Source organism: Natronocella acetinitrilica (genome assembly GCF_024170285.1).
GTDB lineage: Bacteria > Pseudomonadota > Gammaproteobacteria > Nitrococcales > Aquisalimonadaceae > Natronocella > Natronocella acetinitrilica.
Genome location: NZ_JALJXV010000012.1, coordinates 17,747 through 36,288 on the forward strand (window position 1 = coordinate 17,747; position 18,542 = coordinate 36,288).

Annotated in this window: 19 protein-coding genes; 12 read left to right on the forward strand and 7 right to left on the reverse strand. The window is 64.9% G+C overall.

What is annotated here, in order from left to right; translation table 11 throughout:
- Positions 1-27 precede the first annotated feature (27 nt).
- On the forward strand, positions 28-837 hold the full coding sequence (gene minD, locus J2T57_RS20110) for a septum site-determining protein MinD (protein WP_253484365.1): 810 nt from the start codon (positions 28-30) through the stop codon (positions 835-837).
- 8 nt (positions 838-845) lie between these two features.
- On the forward strand, positions 846-1,106 hold the full coding sequence (minE, locus tag J2T57_RS20115) for a cell division topological specificity factor MinE (RefSeq protein ID WP_253484736.1): 261 nt from the start codon (positions 846-848) through the stop codon (positions 1,104-1,106).
- 70 nt (positions 1,107-1,176) lie between these two features.
- On the opposite strand, the gene J2T57_RS20120 is transcribed toward minE, so the two are convergent.
- Together J2T57_RS20120 and gloB are read right to left on the reverse strand one after the other, a co-directional pair.
- Positions 1,177-2,838, reverse strand: a complete 1,662-nt coding sequence (locus J2T57_RS20120; RefSeq protein ID WP_253484366.1) for a lytic transglycosylase — start codon at positions 2,836-2,838, stop codon at positions 1,177-1,179.
- A gap of 111 nt (positions 2,839-2,949) precedes the next feature.
- Complete coding sequence (gene gloB, locus J2T57_RS20125; RefSeq protein WP_253484368.1) at positions 2,950-3,720, reverse strand: hydroxyacylglutathione hydrolase; 771 nt, start codon at positions 3,718-3,720, stop codon at positions 2,950-2,952.
- A gap of 118 nt (positions 3,721-3,838) precedes the next feature.
- On the opposite strand from gloB, the gene rnhA reads away from it, so the two are divergent.
- The 5 genes from rnhA to J2T57_RS20150 are packed head-to-tail and all read left to right on the forward strand — an operon-like array spanning position 3,839 to position 7,051.
- On the forward strand, positions 3,839-4,279 hold the full coding sequence (rnhA, locus tag J2T57_RS20130) for a ribonuclease HI (protein WP_253484739.1): 441 nt from the start codon (positions 3,839-3,841) through the stop codon (positions 4,277-4,279).
- A 2-nt stretch (positions 4,280-4,281) separates the two neighbouring features.
- The gene (dnaQ, locus tag J2T57_RS20135) at positions 4,282-5,013 is read left to right on the forward strand and encodes a DNA polymerase III subunit epsilon (RefSeq protein WP_253484376.1); all 732 of its coding nucleotides are present in this window, start codon (positions 4,282-4,284) and stop codon (positions 5,011-5,013) included.
- Positions 5,010-5,729, forward strand: a complete 720-nt coding sequence (locus J2T57_RS20140; RefSeq protein ID WP_253484379.1) for an HAD family hydrolase — start codon at positions 5,010-5,012, stop codon at positions 5,727-5,729. Before dnaQ ends, J2T57_RS20140 begins: the two co-directional genes overlap by 4 nt.
- Positions 5,726-6,487, forward strand: a complete 762-nt coding sequence (locus tag J2T57_RS20145) for a competence/damage-inducible protein A (RefSeq protein ID WP_253484382.1) — start codon at positions 5,726-5,728, stop codon at positions 6,485-6,487. Before J2T57_RS20140 ends, J2T57_RS20145 begins: the two co-directional genes overlap by 4 nt.
- Positions 6,488-7,051, forward strand: coding sequence for a gamma-glutamylcyclotransferase (locus J2T57_RS20150; protein WP_253484385.1), 564 nt, complete (start codon positions 6,488-6,490; stop codon positions 7,049-7,051).
- Here the strand turns inward: J2T57_RS20150 and J2T57_RS20155 are convergent, their stop codons facing one another.
- Both J2T57_RS20155 and J2T57_RS20160 read right to left on the reverse strand, forming a co-directional pair.
- Entirely contained in the window at positions 7,052-7,618 is a 567-nt protein-coding gene (locus J2T57_RS20155; protein WP_253484388.1) for an NnrU family protein, read from the reverse strand.
- A 43-nt stretch (positions 7,619-7,661) separates the two neighbouring features.
- Positions 7,662-8,756 carry an NAD(P)H-dependent flavin oxidoreductase gene (locus tag J2T57_RS20160; RefSeq protein ID WP_253484391.1) on the reverse strand — a complete coding sequence of 365 codons (1,095 nt, stop codon included), beginning with the start codon at positions 8,754-8,756 and terminating at the stop codon, positions 7,662-7,664.
- Positions 8,757-8,824: 68 nt separating this feature from the next.
- Here J2T57_RS20160 and J2T57_RS20165 point away from each other — a divergent pair, with 68 nt between their 5' ends.
- From J2T57_RS20165 to J2T57_RS20180, 4 genes are all read left to right on the forward strand, one after another.
- Positions 8,825-9,796: a threonine ammonia-lyase gene (locus tag J2T57_RS20165; RefSeq protein ID WP_253484395.1), complete on the forward strand. Its 972-nt coding sequence runs from the start codon at positions 8,825-8,827 to the stop codon at positions 9,794-9,796.
- A 113-nt stretch (positions 9,797-9,909) separates the two neighbouring features.
- On the forward strand, positions 9,910-12,240 hold the full coding sequence (locus tag J2T57_RS20170; protein WP_253484398.1) for a hypothetical protein: 2,331 nt from the start codon (positions 9,910-9,912) through the stop codon (positions 12,238-12,240).
- A 156-nt stretch (positions 12,241-12,396) separates the two neighbouring features.
- Positions 12,397-13,146, forward strand: coding sequence for a PRC-barrel domain-containing protein (locus tag J2T57_RS20175; RefSeq protein WP_253484402.1), 750 nt, complete (start codon positions 12,397-12,399; stop codon positions 13,144-13,146).
- A gap of 14 nt (positions 13,147-13,160) precedes the next feature.
- Positions 13,161-14,105 (forward strand): ribose-phosphate diphosphokinase, encoded by a 945-nt coding sequence (locus J2T57_RS20180; protein ID WP_253484405.1) that lies wholly within the window; start codon positions 13,161-13,163, stop codon positions 14,103-14,105.
- Here J2T57_RS20180 and J2T57_RS20185 read toward each other — a convergent pair.
- Positions 14,077-15,096 (reverse strand): hypothetical protein, encoded by a 1,020-nt coding sequence (locus J2T57_RS20185; protein WP_253484408.1) that lies wholly within the window; start codon positions 15,094-15,096, stop codon positions 14,077-14,079. The two genes, J2T57_RS20180 and J2T57_RS20185, sit on opposite strands and share 29 nt — an antisense overlap.
- On the reverse strand, positions 15,093-15,770 hold the full coding sequence (locus tag J2T57_RS20190; RefSeq protein ID WP_253484411.1) for a phosphoribosyltransferase: 678 nt from the start codon (positions 15,768-15,770) through the stop codon (positions 15,093-15,095). Before J2T57_RS20190 ends, J2T57_RS20185 begins: the two co-directional genes overlap by 4 nt.
- Before the next feature lie 165 nt (positions 15,771-15,935).
- On the opposite strand from J2T57_RS20190, the gene J2T57_RS20195 reads away from it, so the two are divergent.
- Positions 15,936-17,279 carry a nicotinate phosphoribosyltransferase gene (locus J2T57_RS20195; RefSeq protein WP_253484414.1) on the forward strand — a complete coding sequence of 448 codons (1,344 nt, stop codon included), beginning with the start codon at positions 15,936-15,938 and terminating at the stop codon, positions 17,277-17,279.
- Positions 17,280-17,285: 6 nt separating this feature from the next.
- On the opposite strand, the gene J2T57_RS20200 is transcribed toward J2T57_RS20195, so the two are convergent.
- Positions 17,286-18,533, reverse strand: a complete 1,248-nt coding sequence (locus J2T57_RS20200) for a CaiB/BaiF CoA transferase family protein (RefSeq protein ID WP_253484417.1) — start codon at positions 18,531-18,533, stop codon at positions 17,286-17,288.
- Positions 18,534-18,542 lie beyond the last annotated feature (9 nt).

An 18,542-nucleotide genomic window follows, 5' to 3' on the forward strand; every position in this document is an offset into this window, starting at 1 on the left:
ACGCGCGGGCAATGGGAGGATTTGGAAGTGGCGAGAATCATCGTGGTCACCTCCGGCAAGGGCGGGGTGGGCAAGACCACCACCAGCGCAGCCGTGGCTACTGGCCTGGCCAAGGCCGGGCATCGTACGGCGGTAGTCGATTTCGACGTCGGCCTGCGTAATCTGGACCTGATCATGGGCTGCGAGCGACGCGTGGTCTATGACTTCGTCAATGTCATCAACGGGGAGGCGACCCTGAACCAGGCGCTGATCAAGGACAAGCGCGTACCGGGGCTGTGCATCCTGGCCGCCTCCCAGACCCGCGACAAGGACGCGCTGACTGACGAGGGCGTGGCCAAGGTGCTGGCGGAACTGTCTGAGGACAACGACTACATTGTCTGTGACTCGCCGGCGGGTATCGAGCGGGGTGCCTTGATGGCCATGTACCACGCCGACGAGGCCATCGTGGTGACCAATCCCGAGGTGTCTTCGGTGAGAGACTCCGACCGGGTGCTGGGGATCCTGTCGAGCAAGTCCCGGCGTGCCGAGGAAGGCCGAGAACCGGTGCGTGAGCGCCTGTTGCTGACGCGGTATTCGCCAGAGCGTGTGTCCCAGGGGGACATGCTCAGTCTCGAGGACGTGCACGAGATCCTGGGTATTGACCTCCTCGGCGTCATTCCCGAGTCCAAGGCCGTGCTGAACGCCTCCAATGCCGGGGTTCCGGTGATTCTGGAAGAGGACACCGACGCGGGGCAGGCCTACCAGGATGCCGTTGCCCGTTTCCTCGGCGAAGAGCGCCCACACCGCTTTCTGGACGTCCAGAAAAAGGGCCTGTTCGGCCGCCTCTTCGGGAGCTGATCGATATGATGAGCCTGCTCAGCTATTTCCGTTCGCAGCGCAAGAACACGGCCCAGGTGGCCAAGGAGCGCTTGCAGATCCTGGTCGCCAGAGAGCGCTCCCAGCGCGGCGGGCCGGATTATCTGCCGGCCATGCAGGATGAATTGCTCCAGGTCATCCGCAAGTACGTTACCGTGGACGACGACGCCGTGCAGATTCACCTGGACAAGGAAGGCGACTGCGAAATCCTCGAGCTCAACATCACCCTGCCGGAGCATCGCGAGTCCTGAGACTGCAAGCCAGGGAAGCGTGAATATTTCAGCGCTTCCCTGGGTTTTGCCTGGTTCGCAGTATGATGATTCAGCTTCCGCTCTGGTTGCGAACGTCCACATGCAGGGTGAGCTGCTGCCCCGGCTGCAGATAGCGCTGTCCCGACAGGTTGTTCCAGGCTCGCAGATCATCCACGCTAACCCGGAAACGCTGCGCGATCCGGTAGAGCGAATCCCCCTGACGCACCGTGTAGCGCACCCGCTGCACAATGGGCTGCCCCTGGGCGGGGCCATTGTTTCCGGCCTGTCGTCCGTTGCTGTCAGAGGCCCAGATCACCAGGGTCTGGCCCGGCCGCAGGGTGTCCGCCGGAGCCATGTTGTTCCACTGCGCGATCTGCCGAACGCCCACGCCGTAGCGGCGTGAAAGACCCCAGAAGGTATCGCCTCGCTGCACGCGGTGCTCCACCCGGTTGCCGTTGCGGGAGCGGTTCTGGTTGCGCGTCAGGCGCTGATCGGCGCTAAGCGCGTATTGCTGGGATGGCCGGCTCGACGTCGGCACGATGAGATGGGAGCCGGCGCGAATCACGTGGCCATTGATATTGTTGGTTTCCTGCAGGACGGACACCGTGGTGTTGTAACGCCGGGCTATCTGTCCCAGGGTCTGCCCCGGCTCCACCCGGTGGCGCGCCCACTGAACCCGCTCTGCGGGAGGAATGGATTCCAGGTTGCCGGCAAAGACTTCGGCATTGTCGATGGGCACGACCAGGCGGTGGGGGCCTTCCGGGTCGGTGGCCCAGCGATTGAAGCCGGGGTTGAGCACGTAGAGTTCGTCGATGGTCAGATCGGCCAGGTCTGCCGCCAGGGCGAGGTCGATCTGGGAGCCCACTTCAACCACTTCCAGGTAAGGTTGGTTGGGGATGGAGCGCATGGCCATGCCGTGTTCATCCGGGGCATCGACCAGTTCACGAATTGCCAGCAGGCGTGGCACGTACTGCCGGGTTTCCTGGGGCAGACGCAGGCTCCAGTAATCCGTGGGCAGCCCCTCGGCCTGATTGCGGCGAATCGCCCGCATTACCGTGCCTTCGCCGGCGTTGTAGGCTGCAAGCGCCAGCTGCCAGTCGCCGTCGAACATGTTGTTCAGGCGCTCAAGGTAGGTGAGTGCGGCCTCGGTGGAGGCGATGATGTCCCTGCGGCCGTCATACCACCAGGTCTGTTTCAGCCCGAAATGCCGGGCCGTGCCGGGAATGAATTGCCAGATTCCGGCAGCCCGGCCATGAGAATAGGCGAACGGCTGGAACGCGCTTTCCACCACGGGAAGCAGGGCGATCTCCATGGGCATGCCCCGGGCTTCCACCTCGGAGACGATGTGGTAGAGATACGGCGTGGCGCGCTCGCTGACCCGGTCGAGGAACACCGGGTGGCGCTTGTAGTAGGCGAGTTCCGCGGCGGTGCGCTCATGGTCGACACCGTCCATCGCGAAACCTGCCCGCACGCGTGCCCAGAGATCGTCCGGATAGGGCGAGGCCTGCTCGGAAATGGCAGGTGGCACGGCGGCGGAAATCGCGTCCGGTGCATCGAGGAAGTCGGCCCATAGCTTGACGTCGGCGGTGGTGTCCTCCGGTGTCTCCGGGGTGCTTTCCGACTGAAGCTGGAACTGGGCGCAGCCAATCACGCCACTCAGGGTAAAACCCAACAATAGCAACCGAGTGGGGGTCACCGGTCGATCTCCCGTATTGTCCTTGTTCGTGTTCATCCGCGTCAGGCATGCCGCAAGGACACGCTGCGGATCGGGAACCCGGATGCACAAGTGCCTGCGGCCGGGGGTGGTGCAAAGTGTACGCCGCGCGTTGCGGTCGCCGCGCGGTTAGCCGGTATCCTTCCAGCGTCGGACGGCGGCGAATACGTCGACCGGCCCAGTCAAGCCGTGTCCGACATGTTTTTCTGCGGACTGCTTCACGTTAGGCACATCTGCCCGCAGGAACGGATTGGTTTCCAGCTCCTCGGCCAGGGTCGAGGGCAGAGTGCATCGATCATCGGCGCGCAGAGCGCGGACTGACTCAAGACGCGCCCGCAGCGGTTTGTTGTCTGGCTCGACGCGACTCGCGAAGCGCAGATTGGCCTCGGTGTACTCATGGGCACAATAGACCCGGGTCTCCTTAGGCAGCTTTGCCAGTTTCCCCAGGGAGGTGTACATCTGCTCCGGCGTTCCCTCGAACAGGCGCCCGCAGCCTCCGGCAAACAGGGTGTCTCCACAGAACAGCATGCCGTCGCCGGCATAGGCGATATGCCCGGCTGTGTGGCCGGGCACATCGAATACGTCGAGATCCAGATCGAGGAAGTCGATCCGGATGCGATCGCCCTCGGACAGGGCGTGGGTGCGCCCGGGGATGGTCTCCCCCGCTGGCCCATAAACGGGCACCTGCCAGCGTGACAGGAGTTCTGTGACGCCTCCCACATGATCGCCGTGATGGTGCGTCGTGATGATGGCACCGAGTTCCAGCCCGCGGGCATCCAGTGCCTCGACCACCGGACCTGCGTCGCCGGGGTCGACCACGGCGACACGGGTCTCGCCCTGACACTCAAGCAGCCAGATGTAGTTGTCCGAAAAGGCGCGAATTTCTGTGATAGTAATCATGGCGCATAATCCTACCGCGCTGGTTGCAGTGGTCAATGTGTTGGCAAAAACCGTCAGCTGGATCAGTGAACGGCATGCGATAGACTACAGCGCCGACACAATCGACTTGGAACGTTTCATGGCCGAGGTAAGGATCTACAGCGACGGCGCCTGCCGGGGGAATCCGGGGCCGGGAGGCTGGGGTGCGCTGCTGCAATGGAATGGTCGCGAGAAGGCCCTCTACGGGGGCGAGGCGGAGACCACCAACAATCGCATGGAACTCACGGCGGCAATCAGGGCGCTTGAGTCCCTGAAGCGGCCCTGCGACGTGGAACTGGTGACGGATTCGGAATACGTGCGCAAGGGCATCACCGAGTGGCTCGACGGCTGGAAGCGCCGTGGCTGGAAGACGGCAGCGAAAAAACCGGTCAAAAACGCCGATCTCTGGTTGGCGCTCGACACGCTCAATCAGAAGCACAGGGTCCGCTGGCGCTGGGTCAAGGGCCATAGCGGTGACCCCGGTAACGAGGCGGCGGATGCCCTCGCCAACCGGGGTATCGACGAATTGAACAGAGGTTAGTCATGCGGCAGATCGTGCTGGACACGGAAACCACGGGCCTGGAAACGCGGGATGGCCATCGCATCATCGAAATCGGTGCGGTGGAGATGGTGAATCGCCGCCGTACCGGGCGGACCTTTCATCAGTACCTGCAACCGGATCGGGAGATCGACGCCGGCGCGGCGGCGGTCCACGGGATCACCAACGACCAGTTGGTGGGCAAGCCCCGTTTCGCCGATGTCGCGGAGGATTTCCTGGCGTTCATTCGCGACGCCGAACTGGTGATCCACAACGCAGCCTTTGACATCGGATTCATTGACTACGAGTTCTCGTTATTGCCCGAACCGGGTCCCCGGGTTGCCGATATCTGTGCTGTCATTGATACGCTGCTGCTGGCCCGCGGGCGCCATCCCGGCCAGCGGAATAGCCTCGATGCGCTTTGCAAGCGCTACGACATCGACAACTCGCAGCGCGAACTCCATGGCGCGCTGCTGGACTCGGAGATCCTCTGCGACGTCTATCTGGCAATGACCGGGGGCCAGGGTGCCCTGCACCTGGGCAGTGCCGAATCAGATGACGACGGTGGTGGCATGCGTCGCCGGGAGCCGCGCCGGGTCAAGCGTAGCGGTGACGCGTTGCGGGTCATTGTCGCCACCACGGCGGAGCGGGAAGCCCATGAAGCATGGCTGAAACGGCTCGACGAGGCAGCCGGTGGGCGTTGTCTATGGCGGGAACTTGAGGAGTCACCTTCATGAGTCGCCTGCGCGCGTTGAGTTTCGATCTTGATTACACCCTCTGGAGCCTGGATCAGGTCATCGAGCGGGCAGAAAGCCGGGTGCATGATTTCTTGCTGCAGCACTACCCCGTGGTTGGTGAACGGTATTCACCTGAGCTTGTTCTGCGTGAGCGCCAGCGGGTGCTGGAGGCGGCCCCGGACATTGCCCATGACCTGGGAGAAATACGGCTGCGTACATTCCGCCGGATCACCGACGCCGCCGGAGCGCCGGCCATCGCCGCCCGTCAGGCAATGCGGATTTTCATGGCCGGTCGCAACGACGTTCAGCTCTACGATGAGACGCAGCCGCTGCTGGATGCGCTGCACGGCCGCTATACGCTGATTGCGCTCACCAACGGCAACGCGGATGTGCACCGTATCGGCATCGGCCACTACTTTGCCGCATCCATCCTTGCCAGTGACGTGGGCGCCGCCAAGCCCGCCGCTCCCATGTTTCAGGCCGCCATTCGCACGGCGAACGTGGCTGCCGCAGAGATGCTGCACATCGGTGATGATCCGGAAACAGACGTCTTCGGTGCCGCGCAGGCCGGTATCGGTGCTGTCTGGCTGAACCGTGAGGGCATGCCGTGGCCGGACCGCCTGCCCCGGGTGCCCTACGTGGAGATCCGCACCCTGTCGCAACTGCCCGAGATCATCCAGTCACCCGCCGGCGCGTTCGGGAGATCGGCATCGTGAGTCCGCAATCAACGCCACGTTTTGGCGCCATCATCATTGGCGACGAGATATTGTCCGGTAAGCGCCAGGACAAGCACATGCGCACCGTTATCGAGCTGCTTGCGGCCCGGGGGCTCGAGCTTGCCTGGGCACGTTACCTGGGGGACGATCCCGCCATACTGACGCAGAATCTCCGCGAGACGTTCGCCCAGGGGCATGTCGTCTTCAGTTTTGGCGGTATCGGTGGCACCCCGGATGACCGCACGCGGCATTGCGCGGCAGAGGCGGCGGGGCTGTCGCTGGAGGCGCATCCTGAGGGATTGCGTCTGCTGGAGGAGCAGTTCGGGCCGGAAGGAGTCGATCGCCGACGGCGCATGGTGGAGTTCCCGGCGGGTGCCGAGTTGATCCCCAATCCGGTGAACCGGGTGCCCGGGTTCAGCCTGCAACGCCATCACTTCGTACCGGGCTTCCCCAACATGGCCTGGCCCATGGTGGAGTGGGTGCTGGACGCGCTCTATGCCGATCGCCACGCGGTGGGCAGTCGCAAGGAAGAGACCGTGACCGTGATTGGCGTACGGGAAAGCGACATGACTCCCGTGCTGGAGGATTTCACCACCCGTTACCCGGCTCTGCGGGTGTCGTGCTTGCCGCGCTGGTGTCCGCCGGACTACGAGCTTGAACTCGGGCTGACCGGTGACGTCGGAGAGGTTGATCGCGCCATGTCCGAACTCAGGGCCGAACTGGATGGCAAGGGCTGGCGGTATCGGGATGCCGGTTGAATGCTGGATGCCGCCAACACGATCACGATCAATCAGCGCAGGCATGCCCTGCAGGACGGCATTCCGGTCTGGCTGTTCGGCTACGGATCGCTGATCTACAAGGCCGACTTCCCCTGGCTGCTGCGCCGGCCGGGATCCATCTCCGGCTGGGTGCGGCGCTTCTGGCAGGGCTCCCACGATCACCGCGGCACGCCGAAGGCGCCCGGTCGCGTGGTGACGCTGGTGGAAGAGCCGGGTGCTGTCTGCCACGGCATGGCCTACCAGGTTACGCCGGAAGTCTTCGATCACCTGGACCGGCGTGAAAAGAACGGCTACCTGCGGCTGTCGCTCCCTTTCCAGCTCGATGACGACGAGCGGGTCGATGGTCTGGTCTACATTGCCCGGGCGGACAACCCGGCCTATCTCGGGCCCGCCCCCGACACCGCCATCGCGGCACAGATTGCCGCATCGGCGGGCCCCAGCGGCAGTAACCGCGACTACCTGCTGCGCCTCGCCGAGGCCCTGCGCGCGCTTCGCGTGAACGACCCTCACGTCGAGCGGCTCGCCGGGCTTGTCGACGCCTAGTCAGCCCATGACGGACACACCGGCGACGATGCGATGCAGGTAGAAGGCGAACACCAGGTAGGCAACCAGGCCGACAACGACAGTGGTCACCGTACCCACGGCGGTGGGCGCGACATCCGGGGCAGGACGCCGCCGGGAGACCCGGAACAGAAGCACCGCCCAGACCAGAAAGGCGCCGAAGAAGATGATATCGCCCAGGCGGCCGTTCACTAGCAGGTGCGACAACGCCCAGACCTTGACGGCCAGGACCATGGGGTGGCCAAGCTTCGCCTTGATGTGGTTGCGCGGCACGTAGGCCGCCGCGAGCAGAATGAAGGCGGGGATCATTAGCAGGGCGGTCAGGTGGTAGAGCCCGCGGGGCGGGAACCAGACGAAGACCGCGTCGATCCGCGTCATGCCGTAGCCATAAATGGCGATGATCAGCCCCAGAATGGATACCGCTGCGTAGATCGCCTTCCAGCCACCTTCACCGAAGCGCGCAATCTGGGCGCCACGCCAGTCATCGGCAACTATGCGCACCGAGTGTGCACCGAGAAAGATGACCAGCCCCAGAATCATGACCAGCATATGCGCGCTCCCCGTCGGAATGTGTACGAAATGAGCCGAGAGTCTACCCGTTTCCCTGCAGATCCGGCAGTGCCGCACGGGCTGTGTCGTACTCCTGCAGGAGGCGCGCCATCAGGTCGGCGGCCGGAAGGTCCCGGACCAGTGCTGCCGCCTGTCCGGCCCAGAGCGACATGAAGTCACCGGTGCCAGCCCTGGCAGACGCCGCACGCAGTCCGCCGGTCAACTTGTTCTGCACCGGAAATGGCAGATACGGCAGCGAGCGGGCGGCGCTGTCAATCGCGAAGCGATTGGTCACGGTGCGAGCGGGTTTGCCGGAGAAGTGATGGGTGATGCGTGTTCCCACCTCGCCGGCCGTGGCCAGGGCCGCCTTGTGCACCGGTGAAGCGCCGGATTCCGGGCAGGCGAGAAACGCCGTGCCCAATTGCACGCCGGCTGCGCCGAGAGCCATCGCCGCAGCCATGCCGGCGCCATCCATGATGCCCCCGGCGGCCACCACCGAGGTACCGTGATCGCGCATCTCGGCAACCAGTAGTCGGGTCAGCGCCATGGTGCCGACCATGCCGGATTCGGTGTCGCCGAGAAATGTGCCCCGGTGACCCCCGGCCTCGGCGCCCTGGGCGACGATGAAGTCGACGCCGCTGACCAGCAGGGCCCGGGCCTCAGCGGGGCTGGTGGCGGATGCGCCGACAACCATGCCCGCAGCCTGCAGGCGGCCGACCAGGGCCGCCTCCGGCGCCGCCAGATGAAAGGTCACCACCTCGGGGCGGAGGTCGAACAGGCAATCGAGCTGCGCCGCGAAATCCGGCGCATAGGGTGCGGGCACCCCGCTCGGCGGCTCCGCGCCGAGCGCACTGAAATACGGCTTCAGGGCGTCGATGGCGGCGTCCACTATCGCATCGTCCGGAGTGCGCGACTCCGGGTAGATGAACAGGTTGGCGTTGATCGGGCCGTTGGTCAGCGCCCGCGCGCGCTGGATCAGCTCGCGCATGTCCCCGGGCTGCGTCGACGCCAGCCCGAACGAGCCCAGGCCGCCGGCGTTACTCACCGCGGCCACCAGTTCCGGCGTGGTCGGGCCGCCGGCCATGGGCGCCTGAATGATCGGATAGCGGATCCCGAGCCGTTCGCACAGGGTCTGCATGATGTCTCCTCCTGACCGATGTGCGGGCCATGCTACTACGCCAGCGCTTCCTTCCGTATGATCGGCCGATGACTTCAATCGAAAGTGTCGTGGCGGCCGCACGTCGTCTGGATGGCGTGGCCCGGGTGACTCCCCTGCTGGAGTCACCGTTCATCAACGAACTGGCAGGGCGCCGCGTGCTGGTCAAGGCCGAGTGCCTGCAGCACACCGGCTCGTTCAAGTTCCGGGGGGCCTGGTCAGCCCTGTCGGCGCTGGATAGCGCGATCCGGTCCCGCGGCGTGCTGGCCTACTCGTCGGGCAACCATGCCCAGGCGATCGCCCTGGCGGCCCGGATGCACGGCGTGCCAGCGGTGATCATCATGCCCGCGGACGCCCCGGCGCTGAAAATCGACAACACCCGCGCCCTGGGCGCCGAGGTGGTGCTCTATGACCGGGATACGGAAAGTCGCGAGGCACTGGGCGAGGCACTGGAACGGGACCGTGGGTTGACCCTTGTCCGGCCCTACGATGAACCACTGGTGATCGCCGGCCAGGGAACGGTGGGGCTGGAGATCGCCCGGCAGGCGGAGGAATTCGGCATCACCGAGGCGGATGTGCTGGTCTGCTGCGGCGGCGGCGGGCTCACCGCCGGCATCTCGCTTGCGCTCGCCGCTCGCGCCCCGGGCCTGCGGCCCCGTCCCTGCGAGCCGGCGGGCTTCGATGACACAACGCGCTCACTGGCCGCGGGGCGACGGGTCGGGAACGAGCCCGGCGCCCGCTCCATCTGCGACGCCATCGTGACGCCCATGCCCGGGGCGCTGACCTTCCCGATCCTGCAGCGGCATTGCGGCCCCGGTCTGGTGGTGAGCGATGACGAGGCCCTGCGTGCCATGGCCGTCGCATTCTCCCGGCTCAAGCTGGTGCTGGAACCCGGTGGCGCCGTGGCGCTGGCCGCCGCGCTCTGTCGCTCCCAGGCCATCGACGGCGACGTGGTGATCGTTGTGGCATCCGGCGGAAACGTGGATTCCGCGCTCTACCAGCTTGCGCTTTCAACCGCCTGACTGCCGCAGGTACTACGCCGAAAGCTTGATTTTATTTCCTGAATCCTCCTTCTACGGTCAGGGGCAATAGCACGATACGATCGGCAAAAATGCCGGCGAGGAGGAGAGCAATCATGGCGACGCCTTCGCCCAATCCGAATAATCATGTCAACCATCCCACCCCCAATCAGCAGGTTCCGCCGTCTTCCCAGACGCCGGATTCCGTCAATCGGCAGGTGGGGGAGTTCAGCGAATCCCTGAACCGTCAGACCGAAGCCGGCTCCAAGCATCCGGTGCTGGACAAGCACCGGACGCTCGGCGAGGTGGATGGCAAGCAGTGGCCGCATCGCGCGGGTGACGCCTTGCCTGGCCGTCTGGTCAGCGCCCGGGAGACCATGGAGAACATCACCGAGGCGGTTGAAGAGGGTGAGGTCTCGACACCGGGGGGCGTGAAGACCGGTACGGGCAGCGAGCCGTCCTCTGCCCAGGGCGTCGAGCAGCAGATCTACCAGCTCAAGTCCGAGATCCACCTGCAGGAGGCGGGGCGCCTGGAGCGACGGCACGATCTCGTGGCCGGTTTTGACGGTGTGCGCTCGGTCTTCCAGGGTGGTTTCGATAACGATGCCCACCGGAATAACGTCGAAACGCTGGAAAAGCTGGGCGAGATCCGGGCGGACCTGCGGGCCGGTGATCTGGATGTGGCAACGGCACAGCGTCAGATCGGGCAGGTCGTCGCAGACTGGAACGACGAGCATGAGCGCACCCTGCAGGCGCATCGGGAGACCGCGCTGACCGTGCAGGGCATCGGCAAGACGATGTACGGCGCCGGCAAGGGCATGGCGGTGGTGTCCGTTGGCGCCCTCGGGTTTGCGGCAGGCGGCACCGCAGGCTTACCCACCGGCCCCGGGGCCATTGCGAGCGGTATCGGCACTGGTGCGACGTTCGGCGCCGGTACCAACCTGGTCCTGAGTGACATCGAGCAGGGGCTTGATACCTGGTTTACCAATAACTTCCTGCCGGGTGTGGAGAGCGAAAACACCTCGATCACCTACAGCGCGTTGAGCATGGCCGGACTGCTGGAGCGCTCCAACACCGACGCCGGTGACCTGACGCAGACGAAGCTCCTCGATGGCCTTGCCGGTGGCGTGCTTGGCGGGACGGGGGCCGTTGGCAAGGCCATGCTGCCGGGGCTGGTTGAAACTGTCAGCGCGCCGGGCGCAACTCTCAAGACCAAGGCCATCGAGGGCGCCAAGATCCATACCGCCATGGGCGGCACGGCCAACGGTGGTTTCCTCGCCGTGGACTCCCTGGCCGCGGTCATGGATGACGAAACCGACCGCGCCGAGACGCTGCAAGCCATCGGCGATGCCGCCAAGGTGCGCGGCACTGCGTTCGGCGTCGGCCTGCTGGCGACACCCATCAACATCAATCTGCCCAATGAGCCGTCCAAGATGGTGCTGGATGCCGTCGTCAGCGGTGGCCAATACATGGCGGAGATGGCCGCCGACGGACGCGCCGACGAGATCAACCTCGGCCACGCGGGCCTGTCCGCCTTCCAGTCCATCCTCGGCTCAGGTCCTGGTACATTGAAGGCCATTCGGGACGGCCAGTCCCAGTCAGTACCCCTGGGCAATGCATCGGTGAGTTTCGATCCGGCCGAGGCCGCCCGGCTGCAGCGTGAAAGCGAAGCCGCCCGCGTATTGCGGGACTTCAACGAACAGGTGCCCTTCATGGCCGAACGCGACGTCAACGCCAGGGTGGGCAACACGACCTTGCGCATGAACGTGGCGGAGACTGCGCGGGAGCAGGGTCTTGGCATGCCGCCCCCGACGCCGACCATCAACCGGGATGTAGACTCTTTCACGACGCCGGATGCACCGCAGCCAATCAGCTCCGTTGAAGGCATGTTTCCCGATCGCACCATGACCGCGCCGCACATTCCGGAACCCGGGATGCCCGAAGTAACGGCCATCGTGCCAGTGGCGCCGGGTAACACGGGTGCCACTTCCCAGGGGCAGCCCGGTGCGGGCATACCCGAGCTTGATTTCCAGGCGCTGGTCAGCGGCATGCGTGGTGACCAGCCGAACGACCCCGGTGGTGCGCTGCTCCAGGGTCGGCCCTGGGAGGCCCCCGGTCCCCTGGCGCCCACGCGATCCGCTGACGGCGGAGGGGTGATGGAGCCGGGTCAGGCCATCGTGCCGCTGCCGGAGGTCTTCATGGGTGATGCGCCACCGTCGCGACTGCCGGGGGGCGAGCCGTTGACGCCGCTTTCCAGCGCGGCCAACGAGTTGCTGGTGCAGACCGCCAGCGGCAGTGACCGGCCCGAAGTCTGGGTAACCGACCGCGGGCCCATGGGGCCGGTGCGGCAGATCCAGGATATTCCGGAGGGCTTCGATCTGTCCCCGGGTTGGATCATGGGAGATGGCACGCTCGGGCCCCTGCGCTCAGGAGCTGACAATCAGTAATGGATTCCGTCTGGCCGTCATGCAACCGGTTGCGCTGATTCGGTCGCAACCTGTTGCATTTGTTTCCGGGCACTCTATATAAAGAGGTAAACACGTATTCGGAGAGCACCGCAGTGTCGGTGCTATCGTCGTGTCTGTCATCGCTCGGGAGGCGTTGTGCACAGGGGCTTTGTCGCCGTCTGTCTGTTCATGATCTGTGTGCTCGGTCAGAAGGCAATCGCCGACGAGACGGGCAATGCGCCGCCGTTGTGGAGTGCGCAGGATATACTCGGCGCTGTGGTCCATGACGCCGATGGCGAGAGGCTCGGCACGGTCAATGACGCTATTTTCGACCGCCTGGATCTGCATGCCGTCGTGCTGTCGGTCGGTGGTGTGTTCGGCATTGGCAGCAGTCGGCTGATTCTTGAGTACGATCGCCTGACCGCCGAATGGCACGACTTCGGTCCCAGCTTCCAGAGCGATCTCGGCCGCGAAGAGATCAACCAGCTGGCCACCTACGAGCGAGACTCCGTGCGCCCGCACAATCGGCTCAACTGGTTGCTGTCGGAGCCGATCTGGAATGCCAGGGGCGAATGGATCGGCTTTATTGATGACCTGCTGATCGCCGATCGGCGTATGGTGGCCGTGATTATCCCCGTGGGCGGTTTCCTGGGGATTGGCACCCACAAGGTCGCGGTGCGCTACGATGACCTGGATGACGATGGGGAATCCTTCCTGCTTGATACCACACGTGACGAACTGCTGCAGGCCGAGCCCGTGGATTACGCCAGGATGAAAGATGGTGAACGGCCGCGGTTTCTCGACGGCAGCCTCATTCCCATTGGTCCCCGCAACAGTTCCGGCGGCCATGGTCTGCGTGCGGGCGCGTTGCCCGTCGGCCTGACGCCACGGTACCCGCGCCGTTGAGTGGTGATCACGGCATGCTTGTTTTCGCGCCCGGTGAGTCCGCCGGGTTCCGCGAGAGCATGGGTGAAGCACTGGGTATCGAACTGGCTCCCCTGGAGGAGCGCCTGTTCGAGGACGGGGAGCACAAGATCCGACCGCTGGTGGATGTCCGCCATCAGGATGTCTACATCGTCGCGCGACTGGCCGGCTCGGCTAACGATGGCGTCAATGACCGGTTGATGCGCGTGCTGTTGCTCGTTGCCACGCTGCGGGACGCCGGCGCGGCCCGCGTCACCGTGGTGGCCCCCTACCTGCCCTACGCCCGGAAGGACCGCCGCACCAAGCCCCAGGACCCGCTCACACTGCGGTATCTGGCCGCGCTGTTCGAAGCAATGGGTACGGCACGTATGGTTGTGCTCGATGTGCACAACGTGGCCGCCTTCGAGAATGCCTTTCGCTGCGAAACCGTGCATCTCGAGGCGCGCCACGCATTCGCGCAGAAGCTCGCGGAGCTGCCGTCAGCGCTGCCCCTGGCCGTGGTCTCGCCGGACACTGGCGGTGTCAAACGTGCCGAGCTTTTTCGCGCCGCAGTCGAGGAGGCCACGGGGCAAACATCCCATCTGGTTTTCATGGAGAAGCACCGTACTGATGACCATGTAACAGGGGACGCGGTGGTCGGCCGACTGGACGGCTGCCGAGCGGTCATCGTTGACGACCTCATTGCCGGTGGAACCACCATGGCAAGGGCCGCGGAAGCCTGCCGGCAGGGTGGCGCGGCGGAGGTTGTCGCCGTGGCCAGCCATGGGCTGTTTGCGGGTGGTGCAGGCAGTTTGCTGGGACCGTCCCTGGTGGATAGATTGTGGGTCACCAACTCCGTGGAAAGCTCGCTGCTGGAACAGCCACCAGAGCACCTGCAGATCATTCCGGTGGAGCCGCTCCTGGCTTGTGCCATCAAGGCGCTTCGAGCACCCTGCGACTGAACACGCCCATGCGGCCCAAGCCACGGTTCAGGTAGTCGTACGCACGTTGGTGCCAGTGCCTTTCATCCCCGGTAGTTGTTGCCAGGTGCCTCGCTGCCAGCAAGGCCCAGAGCAGGGCCCGTCCCGCCTCGTAGTAGTTCTCCAGTCCGGACAGGCGCTTGTCTCCCGTAAGGGCCGCATAGCGGTCGAGGAAACGCTCGCCCACCCACCTTCCCCCAAGGCGGTCGCATTCCAGCCGCAAGAAGCAGAGTTCCTCAACGGGGTCGACCAGCCGCAGCCGTGCATCGAATTCCAGTCGGTCGATCAACAGTGGGCGCTTGCCGAGGTAGACATGCTGTGGGCGCAGGTCGCCATGGGCGTCGACCCTATGGCGTGTTGTCAGGGTTTTGGCCTGACTGTCCAGCCAGCTCGTCAGCGCATCGCACAGTGCATCGGCTGGCGGACAGCGTCCCAGGTGGTCATGGATTTCGTCACGCAGGCTTTGGTGGCGGTAGTGGCGCTCCTCCAGCTTGAGTGGCCGGCGTCGCTTTCCCCTGGCGTAGAATGCCGCCAGAGTGTCGGCGGCGCGGTCGACCTCGTCGGCTGCTGGGCCATCGTGGCGAAGCTGATAAGCCAGATTGTCGCACTCGTCCAGGCGCCTCATGTGCACGAGATAGTCCACCGCAACGCCGGCCGACTTCAATGAGAGGCCCGTGTTCGTACTCCAGAGCAGCGGTACCACGCCCAGATAGACGTCGGGAGACAGCACGCGATTGACGCGTGTCTCCATCAGGCAGTTTCTGTGGCGTGCGGCCAGAGTGGACAAGTCCAGCGAGGGGAATCGCTCGGGCTTCTTCAGCTTATAGACGTGCCGGTCGGTGAGAAACACGTGGGAGAAGTGGGTCTCGATCGTCGTGACCGACCGGGGTGCTTCCGGATAGTGGTCAGCCACACTCAGAAAGGCCACTTTCTCGGCCATGGTGACGGCCGGTGGGTCTGTGGCTGAATTCATGGTTGCCTTGCTGGGCGTGATGTCTCATCCGGTGTTTGCAGCAGTCCTGCTTGCGCTGCCTGACGCAGGGCCTGCACCACTGCCTCGTCATTCACCTGACTGAAATCCGTGAAGAACTGTCCCACCGCCATGAGGTGCTCCGGCGATTCCAGGCAGACGACTTCATCGGCCAGTGTCTCGAGGTCCCGTAACACCTCTGGCGGCGCCACCGCAAGGGCCGCAATGAGGCGGCGAGGGTGCCGCGCGCGGGCGCTGCGCAGCGCCATGGCCATGGTGGCGCCGGTGGCGCTGCCATCATCCACCACCACGGTTACCCGGCCTTCCGGGTCAACGGACGTGCGAACCGGTGTGTACATGGCCCGGCGTGTCTGCAGTCGCTGTACCTGCTCCTGTGCTGCCTGGTCCACATAATCCGAGCCGTAGATGGCTCGCATCTCCGGGGAGCAATACACGGCACCGTCCTCGCCCACAGCGCCGATTGCGTATTCGGGATTACCCGGTGCCGGTAGCTTGCGGACCAGCACGATATCCAGCTCGCCACCAAGCGCAGCAGCGACGATAGCGCCCATGGGGACACCGCCCCGTGGAATGGCCAGTATCAGGGGGTTCAAGCCTCGCAAGTGGCGCAAAGCACCAGCGAGCCTGTCGGCGGCATCGATCCGATCTCGAAACATGGGTGCTCTCCCGTGGCTGTGCAGCCAACGTGACGCTGCATGCTACGCCTTCCGTACCCTGCGCGGCTTGACGCCGGTCAACGCCGGTTGCGGCATCCGCGTTTCCTCGCCCAGGGTCTATCGTTACACTGCCGGCACCTGACCGGCGGAGCGGATTGTCCCGATATGCACACTCTCTGGCCGCAAAGCGACGAACTCGCCTTGCTGACCGACCTCTACGAACTGACCATGGCCCAGGCCTACTGGGCAGAGCGCATGCATGAGCCGGCGGTGTTCAGCCTGTTCTTCCGCAAGCTGCCTGCGCACCGCAACGTGATGCTGGCCTGTGGCCAGGAGCACGTGGCGCGGCTGGTGACAGAGCTGCACTTTCCCCGCGCTCAGCTCGATCGTCTGGATACCCTGGGACTGTTCAAGGGCGACTTCCTCGCCTGGTTGGAAGGCTTCCGCTTCAGCGGCGATATCCATGTGCTGCCGGAGGGTACACCGGTGTTTCCCCATGAGCCCTTGCTGGAGGTGCGGGCGCCGGTGATCGAGGCCCAGTTGCTGGAAACGCTGGTGATGAATTACATCAACCTGGAGACGCTGCTGGCATCCAAGGCGATGCGGGTGGTGCTGGCGGCAGATGGCCGTCCGGTGGTGGATTTCGGCATGCGACGGATGCACGGCATGGACGCTGCCCTGCGCGGTGTCCGCGCGTATCAGGTGGCCGGCCTCACCGCCACCAGCAATGTGCTGGGCGCACTGCGCTATGGGATGCAGGCCAGCGGCACCATGGCGCACTCCTTTATCCAGGCTCATCACGACGAGGAGGAAGCATTTCGCCTCTACGCCCGACTTTATCCGGGCACCACCCTGCTACTGGATACCTACGACACCCTCGCCGCGGCGGACAAGGTCATCCGGCTGGCGCGGGACGAGGGGCTGGATATTGGCGCCGTGCGACTGGACTCCGGCGATCTTGGTGCCCTGGCCAGACAGGTGCGGTCACGGTTCGATACCGCCGGCCTGCAGCGGATCCGCATTGTCGTCAGTGGCGGGCTTGACGAGCACGCCGTGCAGGCACTGCTGGCTGCGGACGCACCCATCGACGGATTCGGAGTCGGCACCGAGATGGGCAGCGTTGCCGACGCCCCGACGCTGGACCTGGCCTACAAACTCACCGAGTACGCTGGCGAGCCGCGGCTGAAGAACTCCCCGGGCAAGCAGCTCGTCCCAGGCGCCAAGCAGGTCTGGCGGTTCCGTGATGGCGATGGGCGTATTACCCACGACGAAATCACCCGCCGCCATGAGCAGCGCGACGCCGAGCCCCTGCTGGTGCCGGTGGTGGAGCAGGGTGCCATCGTCAGGCCGGAACAGCCTGTCGCATCAGCCCATGATCTTGCCTGGAACACGCTGCAGGCCATGCCTGCCGCAGTGCGTGGGCTGCGGGACGCCGAACCGGCCTACCGGGTGGACACCAGCGCTGCCTTGTTGAAGCTGCGCGATCAGGCGTTGGCGGAGTTCGATTGACGGCCGTCAGATGACGCCATCGCCCTGCAGGCGGTCCAACGCGTCGTCGCCCAGCCCCAGTGTCTCGGCGAGAACCTCCCGGGTGTGCTGGCCGAGGCCGGGTGGTGGATGACGGTAGCGCACCGGCGTCTCGGACAGTCGGATCGGGCTCGCCACCAGTGGTGTGCTGCCAGCCACCGGATGGGGCAAGCTCACCTGCATGCCCCGTGCCTGCACCTGGGGGTTGGCAAAGACTTCGTCAATCCGGTTGATGGGGCCGCAGGGCACACCGGCGGCTTCCAGTTGCGAAATCCAGGTCTCCCGCGTTCGCATCACCGTGGTCTGGCGGATCATGGGGACCAGCACCTCCCGGTGCCGCACCCGTTCTGCGTTGGTGGCGAAGCGCGGGTCGTCCGCCCACTCCGGGTGATCGGCCACGGTGCAGAAGCGGGCGAACTGGTCATCGTTGCCGATGGTAAGAATCAGGTCGCCGTCCGCTGCCGGAAAATCCTGGTAAGGCACGATATTCGGGTGGGCATTGCCCATGCGCCCCGGCGCCTTGCCGGTGGTGAGATAGTTCATGTTCTGGTTGGCCAGGCAGGCGATCTGCACATCAAGCAGGGCCATATCGATGTACTGGCCCTCGCCACTGGCCTGGCGATGATTCAGCGCGGCTAGTATGGCGATGCTGGCGTAGAGGCCGGTGACGATGTCGGTGATGGCGACACCGGCCTTCATCGGTCCGCCACCGGGGGCATCATCCGGGTGTCCGGTAATGCTCATCAGTCCGCCCATGCCCTGGATCAGGAAGTCATAACCGGCTCGATGGGCGTAGGGGCCGTCCTGCCCGAAACCGGTGACCGAGCAGTAGATCAGCCGCGGGTTGAGCGCCCGCAGCGATTCCTGATCCAGGCCGTATCGCTTGAGCCCGCCGACCTTGTAGTTCTCGATGAGCACATCCGATCTCGCTGCCAGCTCCCTTACCAGGCGCTGACCCGCCTCGGTGGTGATATCGATGGTCACCGACCGCTTATTGCGATTGGCGCTCAGAAAATAGGCCGCTTCGCTGGTGTCGTTGCCGTTGCCGTCCCGCAGATAGGGAGGACCCCAGCGGCGCGTGTCATCACCCCGCCCCGGGCGTTCCACCTTGATGACCTCGGCACCCAGGTCGGCCAGGTTCTGCGCGGCCCATGGGCCTGCCAGTATGCGGGACAGGTCCAGCACGCGAACGCCGGACAGTGCCCCCTTCGTTGTCGTGTTGTCTGACTCGTGCATGGTGAATGA